15 protein-coding genes are annotated in these 22,901 nt (G+C 39.3%); 2 read left to right on the forward strand and 13 right to left on the reverse strand.

All coding sequences use genetic code 11. From position 1 onward, the window contains the following. Window positions 1-13: 13 nt before the first annotated feature. Together BM086_RS07515 and BM086_RS07520 are read right to left on the reverse strand one after the other, a co-directional pair. On the reverse strand, window positions 14-808 hold the full coding sequence (locus tag BM086_RS07515; RefSeq protein ID WP_092325396.1) for a hypothetical protein: 795 nt from the start codon (window positions 806-808) through the stop codon (window positions 14-16). After that, the gene (locus BM086_RS07520) at window positions 789-1,823 is read right to left on the reverse strand and encodes an LCP family protein (RefSeq protein ID WP_092325397.1); all 1,035 of its coding nucleotides are present in this window, start codon (window positions 1,821-1,823) and stop codon (window positions 789-791) included. Before BM086_RS07520 ends, BM086_RS07515 begins: the two co-directional genes overlap by 20 nt. A gap of 154 nt (window positions 1,824-1,977) precedes the next feature. On the opposite strand from BM086_RS07520, the gene BM086_RS07525 reads away from it, so the two are divergent. Next, a complete protein-coding gene (locus BM086_RS07525; RefSeq protein ID WP_092325398.1) occupies window positions 1,978-2,451 on the forward strand; it encodes a helix-turn-helix domain-containing protein in 474 nt (157 codons plus the stop codon). Window positions 2,452-2,600: 149 nt separating this feature from the next. Here the strand turns inward: BM086_RS07525 and BM086_RS07530 are convergent, their stop codons facing one another. Next, window positions 2,601-3,767: a toxic anion resistance protein gene (locus tag BM086_RS07530; protein WP_092325399.1), complete on the reverse strand. Its 1,167-nt coding sequence runs from the start codon at window positions 3,765-3,767 to the stop codon at window positions 2,601-2,603. Between the two features lie 50 nt (window positions 3,768-3,817). Continuing rightward, window positions 3,818-5,059: a 5-bromo-4-chloroindolyl phosphate hydrolysis family protein gene (locus tag BM086_RS07535; RefSeq protein WP_092325400.1), complete on the reverse strand. Its 1,242-nt coding sequence runs from the start codon at window positions 5,057-5,059 to the stop codon at window positions 3,818-3,820. 225 nt (window positions 5,060-5,284) lie between these two features. On the opposite strand from BM086_RS07535, the gene BM086_RS07540 reads away from it, so the two are divergent. Continuing rightward, complete coding sequence (locus BM086_RS07540) at window positions 5,285-6,184, forward strand: AraC family transcriptional regulator (protein WP_092325401.1); 900 nt, start codon at window positions 5,285-5,287, stop codon at window positions 6,182-6,184. Window positions 6,185-6,265: 81 nt separating this feature from the next. On the opposite strand, the gene BM086_RS07545 is transcribed toward BM086_RS07540, so the two are convergent. The 9 genes from BM086_RS07545 to ileS form a co-directional block, all read right to left on the reverse strand. After that, window positions 6,266-8,185, reverse strand: a complete 1,920-nt coding sequence (locus BM086_RS07545) for an ABC transporter ATP-binding protein/permease (RefSeq protein ID WP_092325402.1) — start codon at window positions 8,183-8,185, stop codon at window positions 6,266-6,268. A gap of 92 nt (window positions 8,186-8,277) precedes the next feature. Continuing rightward, entirely contained in the window at window positions 8,278-10,209 is a 1,932-nt protein-coding gene (locus BM086_RS07550; RefSeq protein ID WP_092325403.1) for an ABC transporter ATP-binding protein/permease, read from the reverse strand. Window positions 10,210-10,259: 50 nt separating this feature from the next. Next, the gene (locus BM086_RS07555; RefSeq protein WP_092325404.1) at window positions 10,260-11,270 is read right to left on the reverse strand and encodes a hypothetical protein; all 1,011 of its coding nucleotides are present in this window, start codon (window positions 11,268-11,270) and stop codon (window positions 10,260-10,262) included. Between the two features lie 62 nt (window positions 11,271-11,332). After that, a complete protein-coding gene (locus BM086_RS21575) occupies window positions 11,333-11,455 on the reverse strand; it encodes a hypothetical protein (protein WP_255367779.1) in 123 nt (40 codons plus the stop codon). 501 nt (window positions 11,456-11,956) lie between these two features. Further along, window positions 11,957-14,437, reverse strand: coding sequence for a glycogen/starch/alpha-glucan phosphorylase (locus BM086_RS07560; protein WP_092325405.1), 2,481 nt, complete (start codon window positions 14,435-14,437; stop codon window positions 11,957-11,959). Between the two features lie 139 nt (window positions 14,438-14,576). Further along, the gene (locus BM086_RS21700) at window positions 14,577-16,475 is read right to left on the reverse strand and encodes a flagellin N-terminal helical domain-containing protein (protein ID WP_092325406.1); all 1,899 of its coding nucleotides are present in this window, start codon (window positions 16,473-16,475) and stop codon (window positions 14,577-14,579) included. Between the two features lie 60 nt (window positions 16,476-16,535). After that, window positions 16,536-16,934, reverse strand: a complete 399-nt coding sequence (locus BM086_RS07570) for a hypothetical protein (protein ID WP_092325407.1) — start codon at window positions 16,932-16,934, stop codon at window positions 16,536-16,538. An 86-nt stretch (window positions 16,935-17,020) separates the two neighbouring features. After that, window positions 17,021-18,928 carry a flagellin N-terminal helical domain-containing protein gene (locus BM086_RS21350; protein ID WP_175560153.1) on the reverse strand — a complete coding sequence of 636 codons (1,908 nt, stop codon included), beginning with the start codon at window positions 18,926-18,928 and terminating at the stop codon, window positions 17,021-17,023. A 405-nt stretch (window positions 18,929-19,333) separates the two neighbouring features. Continuing rightward, window positions 19,334-22,531 carry an isoleucine--tRNA ligase gene (ileS, locus tag BM086_RS07585; protein ID WP_092325408.1) on the reverse strand — a complete coding sequence of 1,066 codons (3,198 nt, stop codon included), beginning with the start codon at window positions 22,529-22,531 and terminating at the stop codon, window positions 19,334-19,336. Between the last annotated feature and the right edge of the window lie 370 nt (window positions 22,532-22,901).

Genomic DNA, 22,901 nt, shown 5'->3' on the forward strand with positions numbered 1-22,901 from the left:
GAAATATCACTGATCATTCATCTGATTCTTCCGGAAGGTAAATTCCAGGCATATCGGCCGGCTGATGCGTAAGCATCCCCGCCTCATCTTCTATAAGCCTTGCAATTACCATGAACTGCTTATCTGAATTTTCCGGATCAGACACAACAATCGTCACCAAAAAGTCCATGTATGAAACTAATTTATATTCATCCGAGACATTGTCGGATAGAGTTCTTTTATCTATAAGGTCATTTACAAATCTCTGACACTCATTTCCTATTGCAAAAGCATAATACTCAAGAAGGTCAACCTTATCCCACTCAATCGACATTACAACCTGATATTTCAAGCGGTTTCCATCCATATAGATTTCAAAATCTCTGTGAGCATCGAAGAAATCAGGATCCTTATATGAAAGAATTGTTTCCTCATCAAGTCCATATATGATTTCGTTAAAATCACAGAAATCTGTTCTGTTTGGAAACTCTATAAAGGCATTTTCTATGTTGCCCCCTTCGCTAAAAGTACTATAGTCATAATCACCTTGGATTATCATCTGGTTCACATCAGTATCGGGAATCTTTATCCAGGCAAATGCATCAGGATTGTCTTCTTTGATCTTGTTAAAATCAGGTCTCTTATCTTCTTCCGATAAAGCTGATTCTTCCAAAGCCTCATCCACAGAACTGTTTTCCGAAGTGTCTTCAGTAATAGGGTTCTCATCATCTACAACGTGAACCTTACATCCGCCAAGAGCTGTTACCTCGATTCCCAACGCAAGCACTAATGCCAGTTGTTTAAAATACTTATTCTTCAACCTTCTCATAAAAAACTTCTATAACAAGTTTCTTGAGAGCATCCTCATCGCAGTAAAACTCGTCAAACTGCTCCCCCTTAACTGTTTCCCCCTGTATAGTGTGCATACTTTTTCCATCATATCTGTAACCTGATGCCAAAGTTGCCAAGTAGACCATCTCATTAGTCGAAATATCTGTAGTTACATATTTGGATACAGCTTTAAAAATACTTGTTACCGAAACAGGATTCTCTTTAATCTGCTTTATCATCTGAGATATCAAAGCCTTCATGTAAACCTTTTGTCTCTCAAGCCTTCGATCCGCGCCTCCAACCTCATGATCTCTTTCTCTGACAAAGGTCATTACATCCGCGCCCTCAAGATGAACAGTTTCTCCTGCCTTATATTTCTTGTTTCCAGCATCAAAATCGTTAGGTAATGTGACATCAACTCCACCTACAGCCTTACTTAGAGGAACAACTCCTTCCATATTCATAGCTACATATCCGTGTATTGGCAGTTGATAAAAAAGATTGGATACCGTCTTAACCTGATATTCACAACTTTCTTCCATTCCGTTTCCAACGCCATGCTGAACTGCTATCTGTGCTTTAACTGATTTTGTAATGTTGCCTGAAGCATCATATACATCCACATCCACCATGGTATTTCTGTTTATAGGAATAAATTCTATACGTTTTTTATCAGGATCAAGGACTAATAAAGATAGAACATCCGCCTGTCCTCCATCCAACCCGCCTGACTGTGCTGTATTTACTCCATGTTGGTCTGTTCCCATTATTAAAAATGTAAGAATATTTTTGTTGTACTCGTAAATCTCACCGTCAAGTTTTACCCAACCGTCCTGCCATTTTTTTTTCTCTTTAACGGTCACTTCTTCAGCTTGTTCTATGACAGGTGCTTCCTCTTCAACTTCGCTTACAAGACTCTTCCGACCACTCTGTATTCCTGCAAATGTAACACCTGCTACAATTACTATCACTGCAACTATTATCAAAAATAACTTCAATAATGTAGGTTTCATCAATTGAAACACCGAGGGTCCTTTCGATATGATTTCTAATTATACGATAGTTTTTGTATCAAATAAAGTATTTGGGCTATTTTATTTATCATTTAATACTTATTTTATAAATTGTCTCCATACTTTAATATATAAATAACGATTGGAGATATTTATGTCAGACTCACCATTATCAAGCTACCTTCGAATGCTCCGAGAAAAGGGCGGATACACGCAAGATGATATTGCTAAAGTAGTTGGAGTAAGCAGAGCCAACTATTCTCACTATGAAAACGCCCGTATTATGCCATCTAACGACTGCCTTTGCAAAATCGCAGATTTTTATCATGTCTCTTTATCCAAACTCATCAGACTTTCAGGCACGAACTATGCGGTTGATGATGCAGATGACATGAATGATAGTGATGAAAGCGCAGGTTCATTCGCTGCCACCAAATCTGATTCTTATGAAAAGATCTACAATGATTTTCTAAAAGAATGTGCCGATATGCGGCCGGAAGACCTTGCCAGATGGCTTTCTATTGAAGACCGGGAACTTGTTTATAACTTCCACAAATTATCCAGTCGCGAGAAAAGACTTATCACTTATCTCATAAAATTGATGCTAATAAGTAATATAAATCCATAAGCATAAATGAATTATCATCTATATACACAGTAATTTTTTTCATTTATGTTCCATACTATAATTTCACAAAAAAAGACGTTTCTGTTTTTGCTCATACATAAGAATAAGCAAATCAGAGACGTCTTTTTATTCATCAATATAATATCAAATCAGTTCTTTGCAGCCTGAAGAAGCTTATCCTTAAGCTGGTTCTCAATCTGAGCAAGCTCAACTTCTGCTTCCTGGCGCTTAGCCTTACCTTCTGTCTGAATCTTAAGCACTTCATCAAGTGTTGATATAAGAGACTCATTTGTATGCTTAAGAGTTTCAATATCAACAATTCCTCTTTCAGCCTCTTTTGCGCTTTCAATAGTGGCAATCTTAAGAGCATCTGCGTTCTGTTTAAGAAGCTTGTTTGTCATATCATTAACCTCACGCTCAGCCTTAGCAGCCTGTGTTGAATGCTCGATACCAATGGCAATTACCATCTGGTTCTTCCAAAGAGGTATTGTGTTTACTATTGTAGACTGAATCTTTTCAGCCATAACAGTATCTGAGCTCTGTACCATACGGATCTGAGGGCCTGTCTGCATTGCAATTGTTCTTGTAAGTTCGAGGTCATAGATCTTCTTTTCAAATCTGTCACACTTATTAGCGAAATCTTTAGCCTTTTCAGCATCCTCAGGAAGTCCTGACTGCTCAGCCTTTTTCTGAAGTTCTACAAGAGTTGTATTTCTCTCCTCTTCAAGCTTCTTCTTGCCGGCTAAGATGTACATTGTAAGCTCTTTGTAATAATTGAGGTTAAGATCATACATTCTGTCAAGGAGCTCAACATCTTTCATAAGTGTTACCTGATGCTTCTCAAGCTCATTACTGATAGTCTGAACATTTGTCTCAACCTTGCTATACTTAGCTTTCATGCCCTCAATCTTGTTGGCACTCTTTTTGAAAAGAGCTTTTAATCCCTTCTCATCCTCAGCAACTTCAAAGTTCTTAAGCTGTGTTACAAGGTCAGTGATCATATCCCCCACCTGACCCATATCCTTGGTACGAACATTGTCGATTGCCTTCTCTGAGAAATCAGCAAGTTTCTTCTGTGTACCAACACCATAATTCATGATACCTGTAGAATTATTGATATCAATCTGCTTACTGAAATCTTCAACCTGCTTAAGTTCTTCAGGTGAAAGCTGTGCTTCCATAGCAACATTTCCATTATCCTTTGCAGGTTCCTCTGCCTTCTCCGGTGCAGCTGCCTCTTCTGCCTTGGGTTCCTCTACGCCAAAAGACAAAGATGGCGCAGCAGGTGCTGCCTCAAAATTAAAATCTTCTCCCATTACTCTTTTTCCTCCTGAAATCTATGTTTTAGAACGTTATGTCTAAATTATCACTTATTACCAAACTCCAACGAAATCCCCTGCTCTCCGTCCTGAGTCTGAACAGCCATGCCACCTGCGGTTGCAACAGCCATTCCGTCATTTGTAAGACCGTCCTGAGCCATCATGGTCTTCATAACAGAAATATCCGATGAAATATCCCATGCCATATCCTGGAAAAGACTATCCAAGAGTTTTTCAAATGCATCATTTATAGTATCCATTACAGCATCGATTTCTTTCTTGGTCTGCTGTATGTTCTCGCCGTATCCGGCCTGCTTATCAAGATCAACATAAGCTGTAAGTAACTTCTTGATCGTAGGAAGGTAATAATTCATAAGCTTGTGAAGATCTTCCGCACTGTCAGGATTCTTTTTAACCTGTTCAAAGATCTTGTTCATGATGCTCTCAAGTTTGTACAGTTTATTAGACATCTCCTCTGTATCCGGAATAATGTCATTTATCTGTCTTACAAAACTAATATACTCTCTCCCATCAGCAAGTATGCTCTGAACTTTGTCCGTTGACTTATTCTCGCTGCCTGCTGAGACAACAGAACGCTCCTGCACCTCTCTCTGTTCTCTTGCAAGCCTGTCCTGTTCAGCTCCCATATAAAGCTGATAAGCTGCATCGGTGATCATACAGGTTTTCTCTGATGAATCAAACTTAGCCCGTGGAAGATAGTTTGCTTTTATCATAGCCTTAAGATTCTTAAGCACATTTTCATCTTTTTCAAGCGCAGCATTTGCAAGATCGCTTACATTAAAATACTCAGAATCCTTAAGAATATTTCCGTACTTGTAAAATGCCTTTGAAAGTTTAAGTTTCTTAAAACCTCTTGCTGCAAAAAATCCACTTATTGCCACCAACGCCGCTATTGTTATCGTGGCAGGAGCAGAACCGATCATAAGGCTTCCCAGTAAAAATATTGCCATAAAAGATGCTGCTCCGGTTCCAAGAATAGCTTCTAAAAGACCATCATATCTGCTGATATGCTTTGCAAAAAACGGAAATGCCCTAAAATTCTTGACGCTTCCTGCCTGACTGGCACGACTTCCATTTCTGTAAACATTCTGATACTGACTTCGGTAATTTGAACTTGCATATGTAGTCTTACGCTCAATGCTCACAGATTTGATCGTATCTGTGATCTCTGATGCCAGTTTGCTGTAATCGTTAGTATCTATCGCCTTTGTAACGCTTTTTAAAATATCGCTTCCCGCATTTATCCAATCCTGTGAATTATTATCCACTGTAATGCCTCCCTAATATAAGCCGGAGAAATTCCAAGCCTAGATGTTTTCCATTTTACAGTAAAAGAGCTGAAAATACAATAAATTTGCACATTCTTCGCCTTTAAAACACCGCTTTTTTATACATTAAAAAAGCTCTCATTCTACTGCTTGTACATGTTGTTTATTTATGGCTTAATTAATACAGAAGGTACCACAAAATCATTGCTTGTATAAGGAATTCTTATGGAAAAAGCTTATAAACTTCTTTTTAACACTGAAGAATCTGATGATCTGTACGTTTATTGTTGCGGTCTGTCAAAGACTGAACCCAAACACAGCTTTGGACCCGCACTAAAACCGCATTTCATGATTCATTATGTCCTAAGTGGAAAAGGCTCTTTTACAATCGGAGGTAAAAAATATCCTCTTACCGAAAAATACGGATTTCTGATTGTTCCTGATGAACTTGCATATTATGTTTCTGACGAAAAAGATCCCTGGACTTATGCCTGGATTGGTTTTGGCGGAAGAAGGGCAAAAGCAATTGTTTCACAGCTTGGCCTTTCTATCCAACAGCCTGTTTTTAAGAGTAATAAGTCAAAAGAAATCTATAATCTCGTCAAAGATATGATTGATCACAATACCTTTAGCGTGGAGGATTCACTAAGAAGAAACGGCCTGTTGTCCTTGTTCTTATCGGAAATTGCCTCAGGACTTAGTGTCACACCACGGAGCGATTCAGGCAGTGACAACGAATATGTCAATCGCGCGCAGGCCTATGTGCGCAGCAATTACTGCAATCCGATAAAGGTCACGGATATTGCCAGCTATGTGTGTATTAACAGAAGCTATCTCTACACCTTATTCCAAAAAACACTTGGAATATCGCCGCAGCAATATCTTACCAGTTACCGCATTGCAAAGGCTGTTGAACTTTTGCAGCTCACAGACCTGCCCATTGAATCCGTCGCCATATCCTGTGGTTATTCGGATCCACTTGTTTTTTCCAAGGCTTTCAGACAGGAGAAAGGTCTTTCTCCGTCCAAATATCGAAAGAGTCTTCCAAAAAGCGATCACGCAGAGAGTAAGGATCATCTGCGTCAGGTCGAACAGCTTATAGAAGAACATAATTTAATGGAGTAGTGGATATCCCGCTACTCCATTATTTTCAATAACAGTTCTGCAATTTCATCCCAAATGTATATTCCTATTCGTAGTGTTGCCTTACTCAACAAAGAAAAGTGCTTCAACAGGATTAAGTTTTGATGCTTTTCTAGCCTGTGAATGAACACATATTATTCCCCAAAGGGAGCTTAAGATCACGCAGATTATCAGCTTAACAATTGATATTTCAAATATGCTTCCAATCGATTTCGATATTGCAATAACGTTAATGAAATATCCGATAATAAGTGCTGAGAGTGCCCCCAGCACACCGCCCATCAGTCCAACGGCTGCGCCTTCTCCAAGAAATACTCTTCTGACATCTTTCTTTGTAAATCCCAATGCTCTAAGTATCCCTATTTCCCTTGTCTTTTCAATTATGCTCATTCTAAAGGAAATAGCCATCATTACTCCGGCAATGATAAGCGCTATTGATACGAACACTACAAACAAACCGGTAATAGCATCAATCACCACATTTATTGCACCCATACTATCTTTAGCAAGTTCTGAATTAACGCCAAGAGCTTTTATTTTCTCATTGACAACATCAATGTCACTTATCTTTTCAGGAACTATTGTATATTCCCTTCCGTTAACTCTTCCTCCATTTACCTCATCATGTATATCAAAAAATGTCTCATATGGTACTATGGTGCAGTTAATCAGTCCAAAAAGTGTATTTTGCATGATTCCGCATATTTCAACCTCTGAATATGCCACATTGACCTTTTTATCTTCGCCCTCTTTAGCCATCGCAAAAGTTACTTTTTTGCCAATAACAGAATTCACATCATTATCGCCTGCAAGTTCCTTTGCGCTTTGAAGCGAAATAACTATTTCCTTGGATGAATCTGCCACAGGCAGCCTTCCTGCTATCAGCATGTCATCTGAAGATTCTTCTGAGATTGAAACAGCCTTACTATAAGTCGGAATATTCTGTTCGTCTGAAATTATATAACCACCCACAAAAATATAATATGGATAAACCACTTTTACACCATCAATATTTTCAACCTTCTCCAGCATTTCATCTGTGAAGGTCTCATTTCTGCCAGCGGAGGCATATATTGTGCTCTGGTCAAAAAGCATTGAAAGCTGTGAATTCACAAAATCCTTAATTCCACTTCCAATTCCAAGGATTACCATGGTAGCTGCAACTCCTATCGCCATCGCAAGAGAAGTAAGAACTATTTTGCGCTTTGATGTCTTTATATTTCTCTTAGCGATCATTGCGCTGGCGCCTTTTCCCGCCTTCCTTGTTTCAGTTTTCTCTCTGTCTGAAGCTACACTCACAACTTCGTTTAAACGATCATCAGACACAATAGCTCCATCCCTCATTTCGATGCGCCTGTCTGCTTCTCTTGAAAGAGCATCATCGTGTGTAACCATTATTATTGTCATATTTCTTTCTCTGCACAGACGCTTTAACAGTTCCATGATTTCTTTTGCTGTATTAACGTCGAGTGCACCTGTGGGCTCATCCGCCAAAAGAATCTGTGGATTTCCTGAAAGCGCCCTTGCTATTGCAACTCTCTGCTTCTGTCCACCTGAAAGCTGAGCTGGCTTTGATGATAATCGCTCAGAAAGGCCCACTTCATCTAATAACTCTTTGGCTATTTTTGTACCTTCTTCTTTGTCATAATCCTTGAGTTTAAGAGAAAGTTCAACATTTTCCAGAACAGTGAAATCATCAAGAAGATTAAAGCTCTGAAAAACATATCCTATTTTCTGTCTCCTAAGATATGCCCATCTTGAATCAGATACTTTTTCAAGGTCTTCACCATCAATAGATATCTTACCCTCAGACTGCCTGTCAAGGCCGGAGACAATGTTAAGAAGTGTTGTCTTTCCGCATCCGGAAGGTCCCACAATACTTACAAACTCGCCCTGATTGATTGTAAGGTTAATATCTTTCAAGACATTTGTTTTTGTTCTTCCGTTTTTATATGTTTTACATAAATGGTCTATCTTTATCATTGTTTTCTCCGAAAAAATCTAGTGTAACTGTTTTATAATAATTCATGTATTTGCTTGCCAGACTAATACGTTGTATATTATGTCAATGCCTGTCATTTAACATAACCAAGTGCCTTCAATGGGTCTAGTTTAGCAGCTTTTGATGCTGCACTCTTTGAACAGATTGTTCCAAGCATCATGCTTGCAGCAATGCATATGATCAAATACAGTCCGTTTGCCTCATATGGAAGGAAATTCATTCCTGAAAATCTGCTGATGAAAACTCTATTTATTACATTCCCTAAGAATGCTGCAACTCCTATTCCAATCATTCCGGCGAGAATACCAACTATAGTTCCTTCTGATAAAAACACTTTTACAATCTCATCTCTTTGATAACCAAGTGCTTTTAAAATGCCTATTTCTTTAGTTCTTTCAGTAACATTCATATATGATATAAGGCATATCATAACTGCAGATACAATAACTGAGATAAAAGATATAAATGCTAAAATTGCAACAATTACATCTATAGCCCCCAAAAACTTAGAAGGCAGTTCTTCTGACTGCTTGGCATCAAGTCCCATGTCATATAAGGATTCAATAATATCCTCTCTGTTATTGCTGTTTGCCAATATCACACAATAGCCACTTGCGCCACTCTCACTTGTTGCCCCGGCTTCCCCCGCTATTTTTTCAAGGCTATCATTGGGAATATATGCCGTATCCAGCACCCCGAACATTGCTGTTTCTCCAATTCCCGATATAACAAAAGTCTTTGAAACAGGAGTGGCAATCTTGCTCTTTGGCTTAACCAGAAACGTCAGTTCAACCTCAGCGCCTATCGCCTGTTTTCCACTCTTTCCTGTCAGTTTCTTTGCAAGAGTTTCTGATGTAAGTATCTCGTTTTCTGCTACAGGAAGTTCTCCTTCTGTAAGAATCGCAGTAATGCTTTCCTTTGTTTCTTCGTAAATTCCGCTTATGCTGCATTCCTTATCGCCGGATCCCGCATAAAGATCCACTGAATATTTAGGATAGACAGCTTCCACATTGTCAAAAGCAAGAATCTGTTCAGTAACATCTTCTTTATATGCAAAGCTGTCAGTTATAGATGCAGATATGATATTCCGATTAAACCCTTTTTCAAATTCTCTGTTTATTCTTGTCTTTGTCCCAAGGCCAATTCCCATAACCAGCATCACACCGGCAATTCCAATCGAAGTGCTGAGTGCCAAAATAAAGGTTCTACGCTTCTTAGCCATTGTATTATGGATTGCAAGACCTACAGCTTCTCTGGTTTTAAGCTTTTTATTTGAAATTCGGTCATTAGTTTTTTCTGTTTCCAAATCTTCTTTTAACTTCTGCTCGACAAACTTTTCATCACTTATCACTTTCCCGTCAGCCATGGTAATAACTCTGTCCGTTTCCCTTGCAAGGCTTTCATTGTGAGTCACCATCACAATGGCTATTTTTTTCGTCTCATTGATATTCTTAAGTAGCTTCATTATCTGATCACTATTTACAGAATCAAGTGCTCCCGTAGGTTCATCTGCAAGTATTAACTCAGGTTCTGAGACGAGTGCTCTTGCAATCGCAACTCTCTGCTTTTCGCCTCCTGAAAGTCTTCCTGGACGCTTATTTGCATATTTGCGCATTCCTACAAGTTCCAGACTCTTAAGTGCTCTATCTTTCTTTTCTCTCTTAGAAAGAGTTGTATGATTTAAAGCCATCTGAACATTCTTTACTGCGCTCATATGCTCTATTAAGTTGTAATTTTGGAAAACATATCCAATTTTATGAGCTCTAAGAGCTGCATACTCATCATCAGAAAGCCCTGATATTTCTTCACCATTTAGTGTAATCGAGCCATTACTTATCCTGTCAATTCCGGAAATACAATTAAGAAGTGTAGTTTTACCACAGCCGGAACGCCCCAGAATACTCACAAACTCGCCTTCACCAATCTCAATATTGGCATCTGAAACGCCGATTATTTCTTTATTTCCAACTTTGTAGTTTTTATCTACACCAGATATCTTTAACATTTATTACTTTGAACACAGAATCCTGCATTCTCCTCCGTGTATAATTTAGCCTAGACCATAATCCAATGGTAAGCTCTGATCAAAAGGCTTACCATTTTGCTCGTAAAGCCATACAGACCTACTAATAGTAATACAGTTGTGATTGTTCCGTAAAGCATAAGAATTATACTTTCTTTACTTCTGTCCTTAAACCATTCCCTATAATTAAATACTTTCCTAAGTGACTTTGAATATAAATTATCTATACCAGTTGCAAAGCTGAATATCCAGTATCCATCAAGTCTTATAAATGGAAGAATATTAAAAATAATATTTCCAATATTTATAATGATCATCATTTTGAAAAAGTTCATCGGATATATGATATCCGCAACATTAAGCAAAAATAATGATGATGCATTAATTGTCAGGCCCGCTGAACAACAAATAACTTTTTTATATCTTTCTTTAAACTCTCTAATTGAACTTATCTCGCAATACATAGCCGGATTAAACGCAATCAATGCTACACCAATCTTTCCGGCACGACCACCGAAATAGTTACATGTAAGTCCATGAGCCATTTCATGAAGTATAATTGTCAAAAACTGTGCAACATATACTACAACATATACTGCAGGTGTATCTATCACACTTTCAAACGAAAATAATACTCTGCTACGTATAGCTGATAACACAATGCCTCCAATCACCATAGACATCAGCAAAGCAATAATTATATGATTAACGATTCTGTTTCCAAAAAATCTCTTTAATATGAAGTCAAGAAGTTTATTGGCATCAAATAAAGGAATTCTAATATAGAATGGATTGAATCTTCTTTTTTTCTGTTTTCCTTCAGTTATTACGCAATTTTCCTTAAGTGCACTAATAACCTGTTCTACTACATTTAAATCCTGATTGATTTCTTCTGCAATTCTTTCCGGAGTAAGCCCGTTTACTAATTTCTCTATTACGCTGCCTTCTACAAGACCTACTTTAAAATATGTACCGTTATTACCTATAATGTAATGATCATCAAACTTTGAAACTCTTAAGTTTTTATTGATGCTCTCTGTCATAGCTGTTCTCCTCTATAATAACTTTCAGGGGAGAGTAACTCTCCCCTGTCCAATAAAGTTATTTATCTTCCCATGAAACCATCAACGAAGCCCTGGCAAAAATCGCAGATGCTCTGCCAAAGTCCACTTCCAAGTAACTGAGGTGCTGCTACAACTTCTAACATTTCAACGTTTACTGAATACATAATTTTAAATCTCCTTTTTCTCTTCTTTATTAGTTTTGTTTTTTGTTATTCGTTTATTTGTTTGCTATTTGTTTTGCTATTGTTTAGCTAAATGCTTTTTCTGATTAACGGCCTGTGATGATGTAAGCGATTTCTCTGCAAAGCTGTCCAAGCTGATAACCTGCGCTATAAGCGTCACATGCGATAACTTCTTCCATCTTTTCAATATTTGCTGCGTACATAGTAAAAATCTCCTTTTTCTTTTTTATTATTTATTTTTGACGATCATCATAAGTTTTGCAATTATCCATGGTACTTACTTTTTTCGTCTTAATTAACCTTAAATGACTTCCGGATGTCGTTCAAAGTTCTTATGTACTTACCTTACAGCAACCCCCTCTATGGCACAATAAAATGCCGATTATCGGTCGGCTTTCTCCGATAATCGGCATAAATTATAATTTGAGTTAATTGTTTTGTTTAAACCCTGCGAATTATAGGCTTATAAGATCATTTAAATCCTTACTTAATTTCAATATTCAACTTATCCAGATGCCATACTTCATCAACATACTCCTGGATTGTTCTGTCAGATGAGAACTTTCCGCAGCATGCTGTATTCATAAGTGCCATCTTTGCCCAGCGCTTCTTATCTGCATAGGCATCAGATATTCTGTTCTGAGCCTCAAGGTATGACTCAAAGTCCTTAAGAATAAAGTACTGGTCAGCCTTATTGGAATTTACTCTGTTAAGCAGGCAGTTATAAAGTGGTCTGAACAGCTCTCTATCCTTGGAGAATGTTCCATCAACCAGCATATCCAAAACTGTCTTCACATTAGGATCAGTGTTGTAAATATCCATTGGATTGTAGTTGCCATTCTTCTCGTATTCCATAACTTCCTGAGAAGAAAGACCAAAGATAAATGCATTTTCTTCGCCAACTTCATTGACAATCTCAACGTTAGCACCGTCCATGGTTCCAATTGTAACAGCGCCATTTAGCATCATCTTCATGTTGCCGGTACCTGATGCTTCTTTACTTGCAGTTGATATCTGCTCGGAAACATCAGCCGCTGCAAAGATAAGCTCCGCATTGGATACTCTGTAATCCTCGATAAATACAACTTTTAATTTCCCTTTAATTGAAGCATCATTGTTAATAACTTCTGCAACAGAATTTATAAGCTTGATCGTAAGCTTGGCTGTAAGATATCCGGCTGCTGCCTTTGCACCAAAAATATAAGTCTTTGGATAGAAATCTTTTCCGGGATGGCTCTTAATATCATAATATCTGTACATTACAGTCAGAATATTAAGAAGCTGCCTCTTATACTCATGGAGTCTCTTTACCTGTACGTCAAAAATTGACTTTGGATCAACTTTAACTCCATTGTGCTCATAGATGTAAGCTGCAAGTCTTTCCTTGTTTTTCAGCTTAATTTCCATGAACTCAGCCTGAGCCTTCTTATCGTCAACAAATTCTTTTAGCTTATCCATCTTGGAAAGGTCAGTGATCCAGTCATCACCAATCTTTGATGTTACCCAGTCTGCCAAAAGAGGATTTGCATGCAAAAGGAATCTTCTCTGAGTAATACCATTAGTCTTATTGTTGAATTTCTCCGGCATCATCTCATAGAAGTCCTTAAGTTCTCTCTGCTTAAGAATTTCTGTGTGAAGTTTTGCAACACCATTAACTGAATGACCACCAACAATTGCAAGATGTGCCATTTTTACCTGATTATCATAAAGAATCGCCATACTGCGGATTTTTGCCTGAACATCAATTCCGGCAGAGCCAGAGTAAGTGCGCATGATACGATCCACAAATCTTCTGTTGATCTCATCCACAATCTGATAAATTCTCGGAAGAAGTCTCTGGAAAAGATCTACAGGCCACTTTTCAAGAGCCTCTGCCATGATAGTATGGTTAGTATAACAGCAAGTCTTAGTGGTAACTTCCCATGCATCATCCCATGAAAGATAATACTCATCCATAAGAATTCGCATAAGCTCGGCAACCGCAACTGTAGGATGTGTATCATTAAGCTGGAATACAGCCTTTTCATAGAATTTTCTTATATCGTCATGATTCTTTAAATATCTCTTAATTGCAGTCTGAACAGAAGCAGAGATAAAGAAATACTGCTGTTTAAGTCTAAGTTCTTTTCCTGCAATATGGTTATCATTAGGATAAAGAACTTCGCAAAGCTGACTTGCAAGATTCTCCTGCTCGACAGCCTTCTGATAATCGCCCTTATCAAAAGAATCGAGCTGGAAACACTGAACAGGCTCAGCATCCCATATTCTAAGTGTGTTAACCACTCCGTTTCCATAACCGATAACAGGCAGATCATAAGGTATAGCCTTAACCACCTGATAGCCTTCCTGCTTGAATACTGTTCTGCCAAACTCATCAGTATACATATTTACATAGCCGCCGAATTTAACTTCCTTGGCATATTCATTTCTTCTAAGTTCAAAAGGATTGCCGTTTTCAAGCCAGGTATCCGGTGCTTCCACCTGATATCCATCCTGGATTTTCTGACGGAACATTCCATATTTGTAACGGATTCCGCATCCATAAGCAACATAGCCAAGAGTTGAAAGTGAATCCAAAAAGCACGCTGCAAGTCGTCCCAGACCACCGTTACCAAGGGCTGGGTCAGGTTCCTGATCCTCAATCAGATTCACATCAATTCCAAGTTCATCCAAAGCCTCTTTTACAGGCTTATATGCCTGAAGATTGATAAGGTTATTACCAAATGCACGCCCCATCAAGAACTCCATGGACATGTAATAAACAATCTTTGGATCCTGCTCTGCTGCAGCTTTCTGTGTTGTCATCCAGTGGTCAACAATAGCATCCTTGATGGCATAAGCCGACGCCTGATAAAGCTCCTGTGGAGTAGCCTCATCCATTGTCTTTCTGTACAAAGTCTTAACATTGTACTGCACGCTTCGCTTGAACAAATCCTTGTCAAAAGATAACTGTTTTTTCTTCATGCTGCCTCCTCGTTAAGGGCATTTTTAGTCTAAAACTCCCTGAACTTATCCTCTAAACACAATACTTGTAAATATTTTACCGCAAACATGTACACAATTCTATAAAATATCTGTAAACTTCCTTATTGAAATTTAATAATTATTGAAGCAGTGCCAATACTCCCTGATTTGTCTGGTTAGCCTGAGCCAGCATGGATTGTCCGGCCTGAAGCAGAATATTTGTATTAGAAAATCTTACCATCTCAGCCGCCATGTCTGTATCTCTTATTTGCGATTCAGAGGCAGTAGTGTTTTCAATAACATTGCCAAGATTTCTTATTGTATGCTCAAGTCGGTTTTGAAGTGCTCCATAGTAGCTGCGTATTTTGCTTACATTCTCTGCAGCAAGACTTACTACATCAAGTGTATTTCTTGCGTTCAAAACAGTCTTTGTGTCAAATCCTGCATGATTAGTAATCTGATCTACAGAAATAGAATACCTGTTAAGGGGAATCACATCCTCTGACCTGTCATCAGTTCCAACCTGTAAAAACAGCGTCGATGATATATTTGAACCACCACCTCCACCACTTACATTCGAGAAATCAAAGCCTGAACCAAAGGCATTTGCATACCTTGTATTATCTCTGTTTACCACGTAGTTAGAACTCGTCGCTCCATTTACCGAGCCAAATAAACTGCTCTCAGTACTTCCAAGGTCACCAAACAATGAACCCGCTCCGCTTGTTCCTCTTGCATTCAGCAAATCCTTAACAAATTGTAGAGCTGTTGTGTCAGCGCCCGAAAATCCTGATTCAAAGGCCTGTTGGCTTGAGTAGCTGGTTTTTGCCGCAATTGCCTCGCTGAAAGTATGCCCCTGCGCCATGTATGTCATTATACTGTCCAATCCATTCTTTATGCTGGATGAGCTTACAGTTGACTGCCCCGACGCAAGCTGGCCCAAGTACATTGTTGCAAGGTAACCGGCACCATATGGCATAGAGCTAAGTTGTGACATATAACTCTTGATTGTAGATTCATCAGAATCTGGATTTAACCTATTAGAAACCCATCCGTTATCTCCACTGGATGTTTGCGCGGAGCCTTCTACAAACCAGGATGGCAGGCTTCCAAGCATTCCCTTAGTCAATGTATCGTACATAATAAGATGTGTCATTTCATGGGCGATAACTGCTGCCAGATCTGCTTTTTGACCATCTGTCATTGACGGAAAAGAAGCAATTGGATAGTCTGTTGTGTCTATCTTCATTGTATAAGCCATGATAGTTGATGTTGAGTTTGAAGACATCTTCAGTTCTGCATACGCAAGGGTTCCATTTCGTCCATCAATATTCCCCAGTTCCAATCCTACCTGTATTCCACTTGATGAAGCAGTTCCAAACAAAGAGGGAAAATTTGAGCTGAGCTTATTGATGGCGTAAGCTGCCGCACTTTGAGCAAATTTTGCGATATCGGAGTCAGCATAGGCATTTTCCTGCCCGACAGCTTCTGTAGCATCTGCGCTTGAAACCTTATTGCCATCGGTATCAACAAATGGTAAAAGAATTTCTATCTGCTTGCCATTTGGAAGTTCAAGATAAACAGAACCGGGAAGATTAAAACCCAAATTAGATGGATTCATTCCACCGTCAAAAATGGGCATTTCATTAAATGTACAGGTTGAATGTATTCTGTCTATCTCAGTGGATATCTTCTGGACTTCCATATCTATAAAAAGTCTGTCATCATCCAGGAGAGTTTCCGTCGATGCCTTTACAGCAAGTTCTTTTATCCTCTCCAGCATGTTATCAACTTCATCAAGAGCTCCATCCGCAATCTGGCACCATGATACCCCATCCTGCGCATTTTCAGAACCCTGACTAAGCCCTCTTATCTGTCTGCGCATTTTTTCAGAAATAGCTAGCCCTGCCGCATCATCTGCTGCCCTGTTTATCTTGTATCCGGAAGACAGTTTTTCAGCAGCTTTTGCCCACACTCCAGAAGATATATTTAGTTGTCGATTGGCATTCATGCCCGGAAGATTATGCTGAACTATCATGTAAAACTCCTAAACCAATAAAAGTACCCGCTTCAGGTAAAAATTCAAGTTTAAAAAACGTCAGTCCCAAAGTCCCCTGACTTCCACCTTTAGATCCTCGCCACAAAGTGGACATAGGAGTTCGTCTTTTCCGTATATAACACGGTCCACCTCAAATGTCTTTGCCCTGCTTCCACATTTACACTTTGATGCAATCACAATCGGTTCACCCGCTTCCGTCATAACAGTAAAAATTGGGATTTCCACTACTTTTTTACACTTGCTGCAAACACCTATATCAATCCGTACATTCCAGTTCTTACTTCCATGTTTATTAATAGCTTCACGAATCTTTTCTTTTGCCTCATCATCAAATAATTCAATCACATACTCAAATTCATTATATTTTTTCCCAACGCCCACATTCAATGTGGCTGAATACCCGCATTTCGGGCATCTAACTGATACAATCTGTCCCATATGACCCCCTAAACAATATAATTTGAACTTGAACACGTTCCATAACTAAGATAATAATCCTTCAAAAAACACATCAGCTTTCTATATTACTTAAGCAGAGCCAGCACTCCCTGATTTGTCTGATTTGCCTGCGCAAGCATTGCATCTCCTGCATGAGAAAGAATATTACTGTTGGAAAATCTGACCAGCTCAGCCGCCATATCTGCATCTCTTATCTGTGATTCAGCGCTTGTCGTATTTTCAACTACATTCTCAAGATTTCGAATGGTATGTTCCATACGATTCTGATAAGCTCCAAATACGGCCCTCTGTCCGTCAACTATCTGCGCGGCATTCGATATCAGTTCCAGTCCTTTCCTTGCTTCGCTATCGGTTAAGGTGTTAAGATTATCAATTCCCAAATAATATACACTGAGAACATCATAAATGATCGGTATAATGTCAGATTGAGTATTATCAGCCCCTGCCTGTATATTCAGCCCCATAGCTCCGCCATATACATTCGCATCAAAATACCCCACAGATATATTACTTCTGCTAATTCCATTAAATGAACTCCTGGTCAGATCTGCACCGGTTATATTCTTTATTCGCTGTAGCACATGATCAGTTGTCTCATCCTTTGCTACAGACATGGTTAAAGTAAGATTTCCCATCGCTCTCTGATTGGTAGATAATTCCACTCCAGTATCTCCATATTTGAGAGCTTCACCGGATGTAATTCCCAAACTGATCGTAAGCGTTCCACCATAATCATTCAGTTCTACAGAATTATGGTTGTACGGATTGGTATGGGCTCCCAGTGCGCTTTTAACAGCCTGCTCAAGACTACTGTTAGATGCCCCCTGTCCCATACTATATGTTCCATATCTATTGCTATCCCACCACAATCCTTTTGTATTATCATTTCTCGTGCCACATGAAGTGGACACAGAACCAGAATAGCTTACCGTTACAGGAAAAGTAGATGGTGAAGCCGGCTGCGTTTCATCGCTTTTTCCAAAATTAAATAGGAAGGACAAAGCACTTGCTGTATTTGACTGTTCCCTGTTATTAGCAGAGCCGCTTGGATCCATTCTATCCTCTGATCCAGTTATACTGTCTCTATAAACAAGACCTGATAGATAATTCATACTTCCTGTTATACTATATGTTTCTCCTGATCCTTTTGCGCTTCCACTTACAGTATAGCTAGTTCCCGCAAAAGCTCTTTTGCCATTCAAGTCTTTAACAAGCATGTCAAGTGTAGCATCCTCATCCAGAGTAAAAGTAAAGCCCATTTCTATTCCTCTGGCCGCAGCGTTTGTTCCGCTATAATCCATCGTGGTATCATCCAGCTTTATAGTAAATCCTTTTTTTAGGTCCTCTTCTGATGGCCATGGTATTTCTTTACTTTCATAATTGATTCCATCGTACCCGGTCCAGCTTACCTTCACTCCATTTGCTGTAGTTGAATAATTAAAATACTGGTTACTTGGCCAGGCGCCTCTGTTAGTCTCAGTCACTGTTCCTGTAGTTCCAAGGCTTGATGTATAAATTGGCCTTCTTTCTGTTCCCACAGGTATTTTTGTCTGATTATTTTCATCCCAGATCGGTCTTTCATTAAAACTTGTCACATGAAAGATTCTCGTGCACTCCATCTTGATCTGCTGGATTTCCTTATTTATCTCAGCCCTGTCTTCATTTGTAAGGGTATTTGTGGCAGCCTGAACACATAGCTGAGTCATTCGAGCCAGCATTTCATCAATCTGAGCAAGAGCTCCATCGGCCACCTGTACATAGGAAACTCCGTCCTGTACATTTTCTGTAGCCTGCGAAAGCCCTCTTATCTGTCTTCTCATTTTTTCGCTGATAGCTAGACCTGCCGCGTCATCCGCAGCACGATTGATCTTATATCCAGAAGCCAGCTTTTCTGCAGTCTTGGCTTTTACGCCATTCATGATTCCAAGCTGTCTATTAGAATTAAACGCAGTCAGATTATGTTGAATTACCATGCACGAAATCCCTTCCACCAGAGCCTATCAGGAAACAACTTATAATCTTCCCGACCGGTCTTTTCTAATTCTAAAGACAACTACTCCGGTCATTTTCCACTCTCATGCTTCCGTGCATGTATTCCGCTTTCCTTGCGCTAAGACACTTTATGATAAAGATTTTATCTTTGTAACAAATATATCGGATATTATTTTCAGTTTTTTAATAAATAATTGATATTTTATTTCTTTGTTGTATAACTATATATTGCAAAAGTATAGAAATACGCATTTTTTGTTTTTTAGCAATTTCTTATGAAATAAAAAAAGAACGCATATTTCCATAATTCACATGAAAATACACGTTCTTTTATTCTAATTTTTATTTGTTACATAACATTATCTGTTACATGACATAATATATCATCAAACTTTCTCAACACCAATCTTTACTTTCTCGCCGTTGATATCCCATTCCTTAGCATTAGCTACATCAGAACCGTAGACAACTTCGTTAGCAAGAACCTTTGTTGAGATACTCTGCTCATTTGCCTTTACGATCTCAGCAAGTTTGTCATTTCCATTCAAGGAAACCTTGATGTGATCCATAACTTCAAAGCCGGAATCCTTACGCATTGTCTGAACCTTACTGATCACTTCAAGTACAAATCCCTCATTAATAAGCTCCTCTGAAAGGTTTGTATCAAGAACAACTGTGATTCCCCAGTTCTCCTGAGATACAAAGCCCTCTTTCTGAGCCATCTCAATAAGAAGATCTTCCTTAACAAGCTCAACGTCAACATCGTTTACATTAAACTTGATAGAACCGTTGTTGTTAAGTTCGTCCATTGTTGCATTGCCATCAAGCTTTTCAAGATATGCCTTGATAGCTCCAATGTTCTTACCATACTTAGGTCCTAATGTCTTAAGCTGAGGCTTGAATGTGTAACTTGTAAAGTCACGAACATCGTCAGTAAATGCCACATTCTTTACGTTAAGTTCTTCTCTGATGATATCAGTGTAGAACTCACCTACAGTCTGCTCAGCCTTAACATACATCTGTCCTATAGGCTGACGATTCTTGATGTTTGCTGCGTTTCTTGCTGCTCTTCCAAGAACTACGATATCAAGAACTTCTTCCATATCTTTTTCAAGCTTAGTATCTATAAGGCTCTCATCCACAGCTGGGAAGTCGCAAAGGTGGATACTCTCAGGTGCATCAGCAAAGCTCTTACGAACAAGATTCTGATAGATTTCTTCTGTCATGAAAGGAACCATAGGAGCTGCTGCCTTGGCAACTGTCACAAGAGCTGTGTAAAGTGTCATATAAGCAGAAATCTTATCCTGTTCCATTCCCTTTGCCCAGAATCTCTCACGTGAGCGACGAACATACCAGTTTGACATCTCATCAACAAAGTTATCAAGAGCCTTACCAGCTTCAGGAATTCTGTAATTGTTAAGGTTCTCATCAACTGCCTTTACGCAGCTGTTAAGCTTTGAAAGAAGCCACTTATCCATAACTGTGAGCTTATCAAGCTCAAGCTTATAATTTGCTGAATCAAAACCATCAATGTTTGCATAAAGCACAAAGAACGCATAGGTATTCCAAAGTGTTCCAAGGAACTTTCTCTGACCTTCCATAACTGCATCACCTGAGAAACGGCTTGGAAGCCAAGGTGCTGAGTTAGTATAGAAGTACCATCTGATTGCATCTGCTCCATATTTTTCAAGAGCATCGAAAGGATCAACAGCGTTACCCTTTGACTTACTCATCTTCTGTCCATTCTCATCCTGCACAAGGCCGAGTACTATTACATTTTTAAATGCAGGCTTATTGAAAAGAAGTGTAGCTTCTGCGTGAAGTGAGTAGAACCATCCTCTTGTCTGGTCAACTGCTTCTGAAATGAATTCAGCAGGGAACTGCTTCTCAAATAATTCTTTATTCTCAAATGGGTAGTGAAGCTGAGCAAATGGCATAGCTCCTGAGTCAAACCAGCAGTCGATAACTTCTTTTACCCTGTGCATCTTCTTGCCACACTTAGGACATGTGATCTCAAACTTATCGATATAAGGTCTGTGAAGCTCTGTAGTCTCTGCTGAAGGATCACCTGAAAGCTCTGCAAGTTCTTTTCTTGAACCAACAGAAAGCTGATGACCACAATCATCACACTCCCAGATATTAAGTGGAGTTCCCCAATATCTGTCACGGGAAATGCCCCAGTCCTGAATATTCTCAAGCCAGTCGCCGAAACGTCCCTTACCGATTGACTCAGGAACCCAGTTGATTTCCTTGTTGTTGCGAATAAGATCTTCCTTAACTTCTGTAACCTTGATAAACCATGATGAACGAGCATAATAAAGAAGCGGTGTTCCGCATCTCCAGCAGTGTGGGTAATCATGTTCCATCTTAGGAGCGCCAAAGAGAAGTCCTCTCTTATCAAGATCCTTTAATACCTCTGGATCTGCACTTACTGCACCCTCATCCATTTCCTTCTGAGTAGGCTTACATCTCATTCCTGCAAAAGGAGTTTCAGGCTTAAGGCGTCCCTGTGAATCTACCATCTGTACAAGAGGTGCATCGTACTTACGTCCAACACGGGCATCATCTTCACCGAATGCAGGCGCAATGTGAACGATACCTGTACCATCTGTCATAGTTACATAGTTATCACAATAGATAAAGAATGCCTTCTTGTGCTGCTTGGCAGTTTCATCTGCTGCGCACTGGTAAAGAGGCTCATATTCTTTATACTCAAGGTCTGTTCCAACAAAGCTTTCAAGAACTTCATATGCCTGTTTATCCTGCTCATCCTTGGAAAGTAAAGTGCCGAGTACGTTATCTGCAAGTGCCTGAGCCAGATAATAAACATTGCCATCTACAGCCTTAACCTTGATGTACTTCTCATCAGGGTTTACGCAAAGACCGATGTTAGAAGGAAGTGTCCATGGTGTTGTTGTCCATGCAAGGAAATAAGCATCCTCATCCTTAACCTTAAAGCGAACGATTGCTGAGCGCTCCTTCAAAGTCTTATAGCCCTGAGCTACTTCGTGAGATGAAAGAGGGGTGCCACAACGAGGGCAGTAAGGAACTACCTTGAAGCCCTTGTACAAAAGACCTTTCTTCCAGATTTCGTTAAGAGCCCACCATTCAGACTCAATGAAATTATCATCATAAGTGATGTATGGGTGCTCCATATCAGCCCAGAAACCAACTGTGCCTGAGAAGTCTTCCCACATTCCCTTATATTTCCAAACAGATTCCTTACACTTCTTGATGAAAGGCTCCATTCCATATTCTTCAATCTGCTCCTTGCCGTCAAGACCAAGCATCTTCTCAACTTCAAGTTCTACAGGAAGTCCATGTGTGTCCCAACCAGCCTTACGAGGAACAGTATAGCCCTTCATGGTGCGGTATCTTGGAATCATATCCTTAATAGCACGGGTAAGAACGTGTCCGATATGTGGCTTACCATTGGCTGTTGGCGGGCCATCATAGAACATATACATCTCACCCTTACTGCGTGTGTCTACGCTCTTCTGGAAAATGTCTTCTTTTTTCCAAAACTCTTCAATCTTTTTCTCTCTGCCGACAAAATTCATGTCAGTTTCGACTTTGTTATACATCTTGAGCTCCTTTCTGATAAAAAATAAAACCCCGCCCTTTGTAAAAAGGACGAGGCTCTTAATATACTCTCGTTATACCACCTATTTACACATACGCGCCCGAAAAAACACTATTATTCAGGTTGAATACGTTTCCCGTTAACGCCAGGTTTACGTCAAAATCTAGGTGCCATGCCACGCAAAACCATCATATGTGCCAGCACTTCAACTTCGCAGCTCAGAAGTGATTTTCGATAAAAGAACTATTTTAGTTTAGTTCATAAGCCTCTACTTGCACTGACTTACACCGGCCGTCAGCTCTCTGTATGCTTTCGAATGCTCTCTACTGTCTTCGTCATAGCTTTTTTATAAATTTTTGTTTTAATACTTG

Source organism: Butyrivibrio sp. YAB3001, from assembly GCF_900112195.1.
Lineage (GTDB): Bacteria > Bacillota > Clostridia > Lachnospirales > Lachnospiraceae > Butyrivibrio.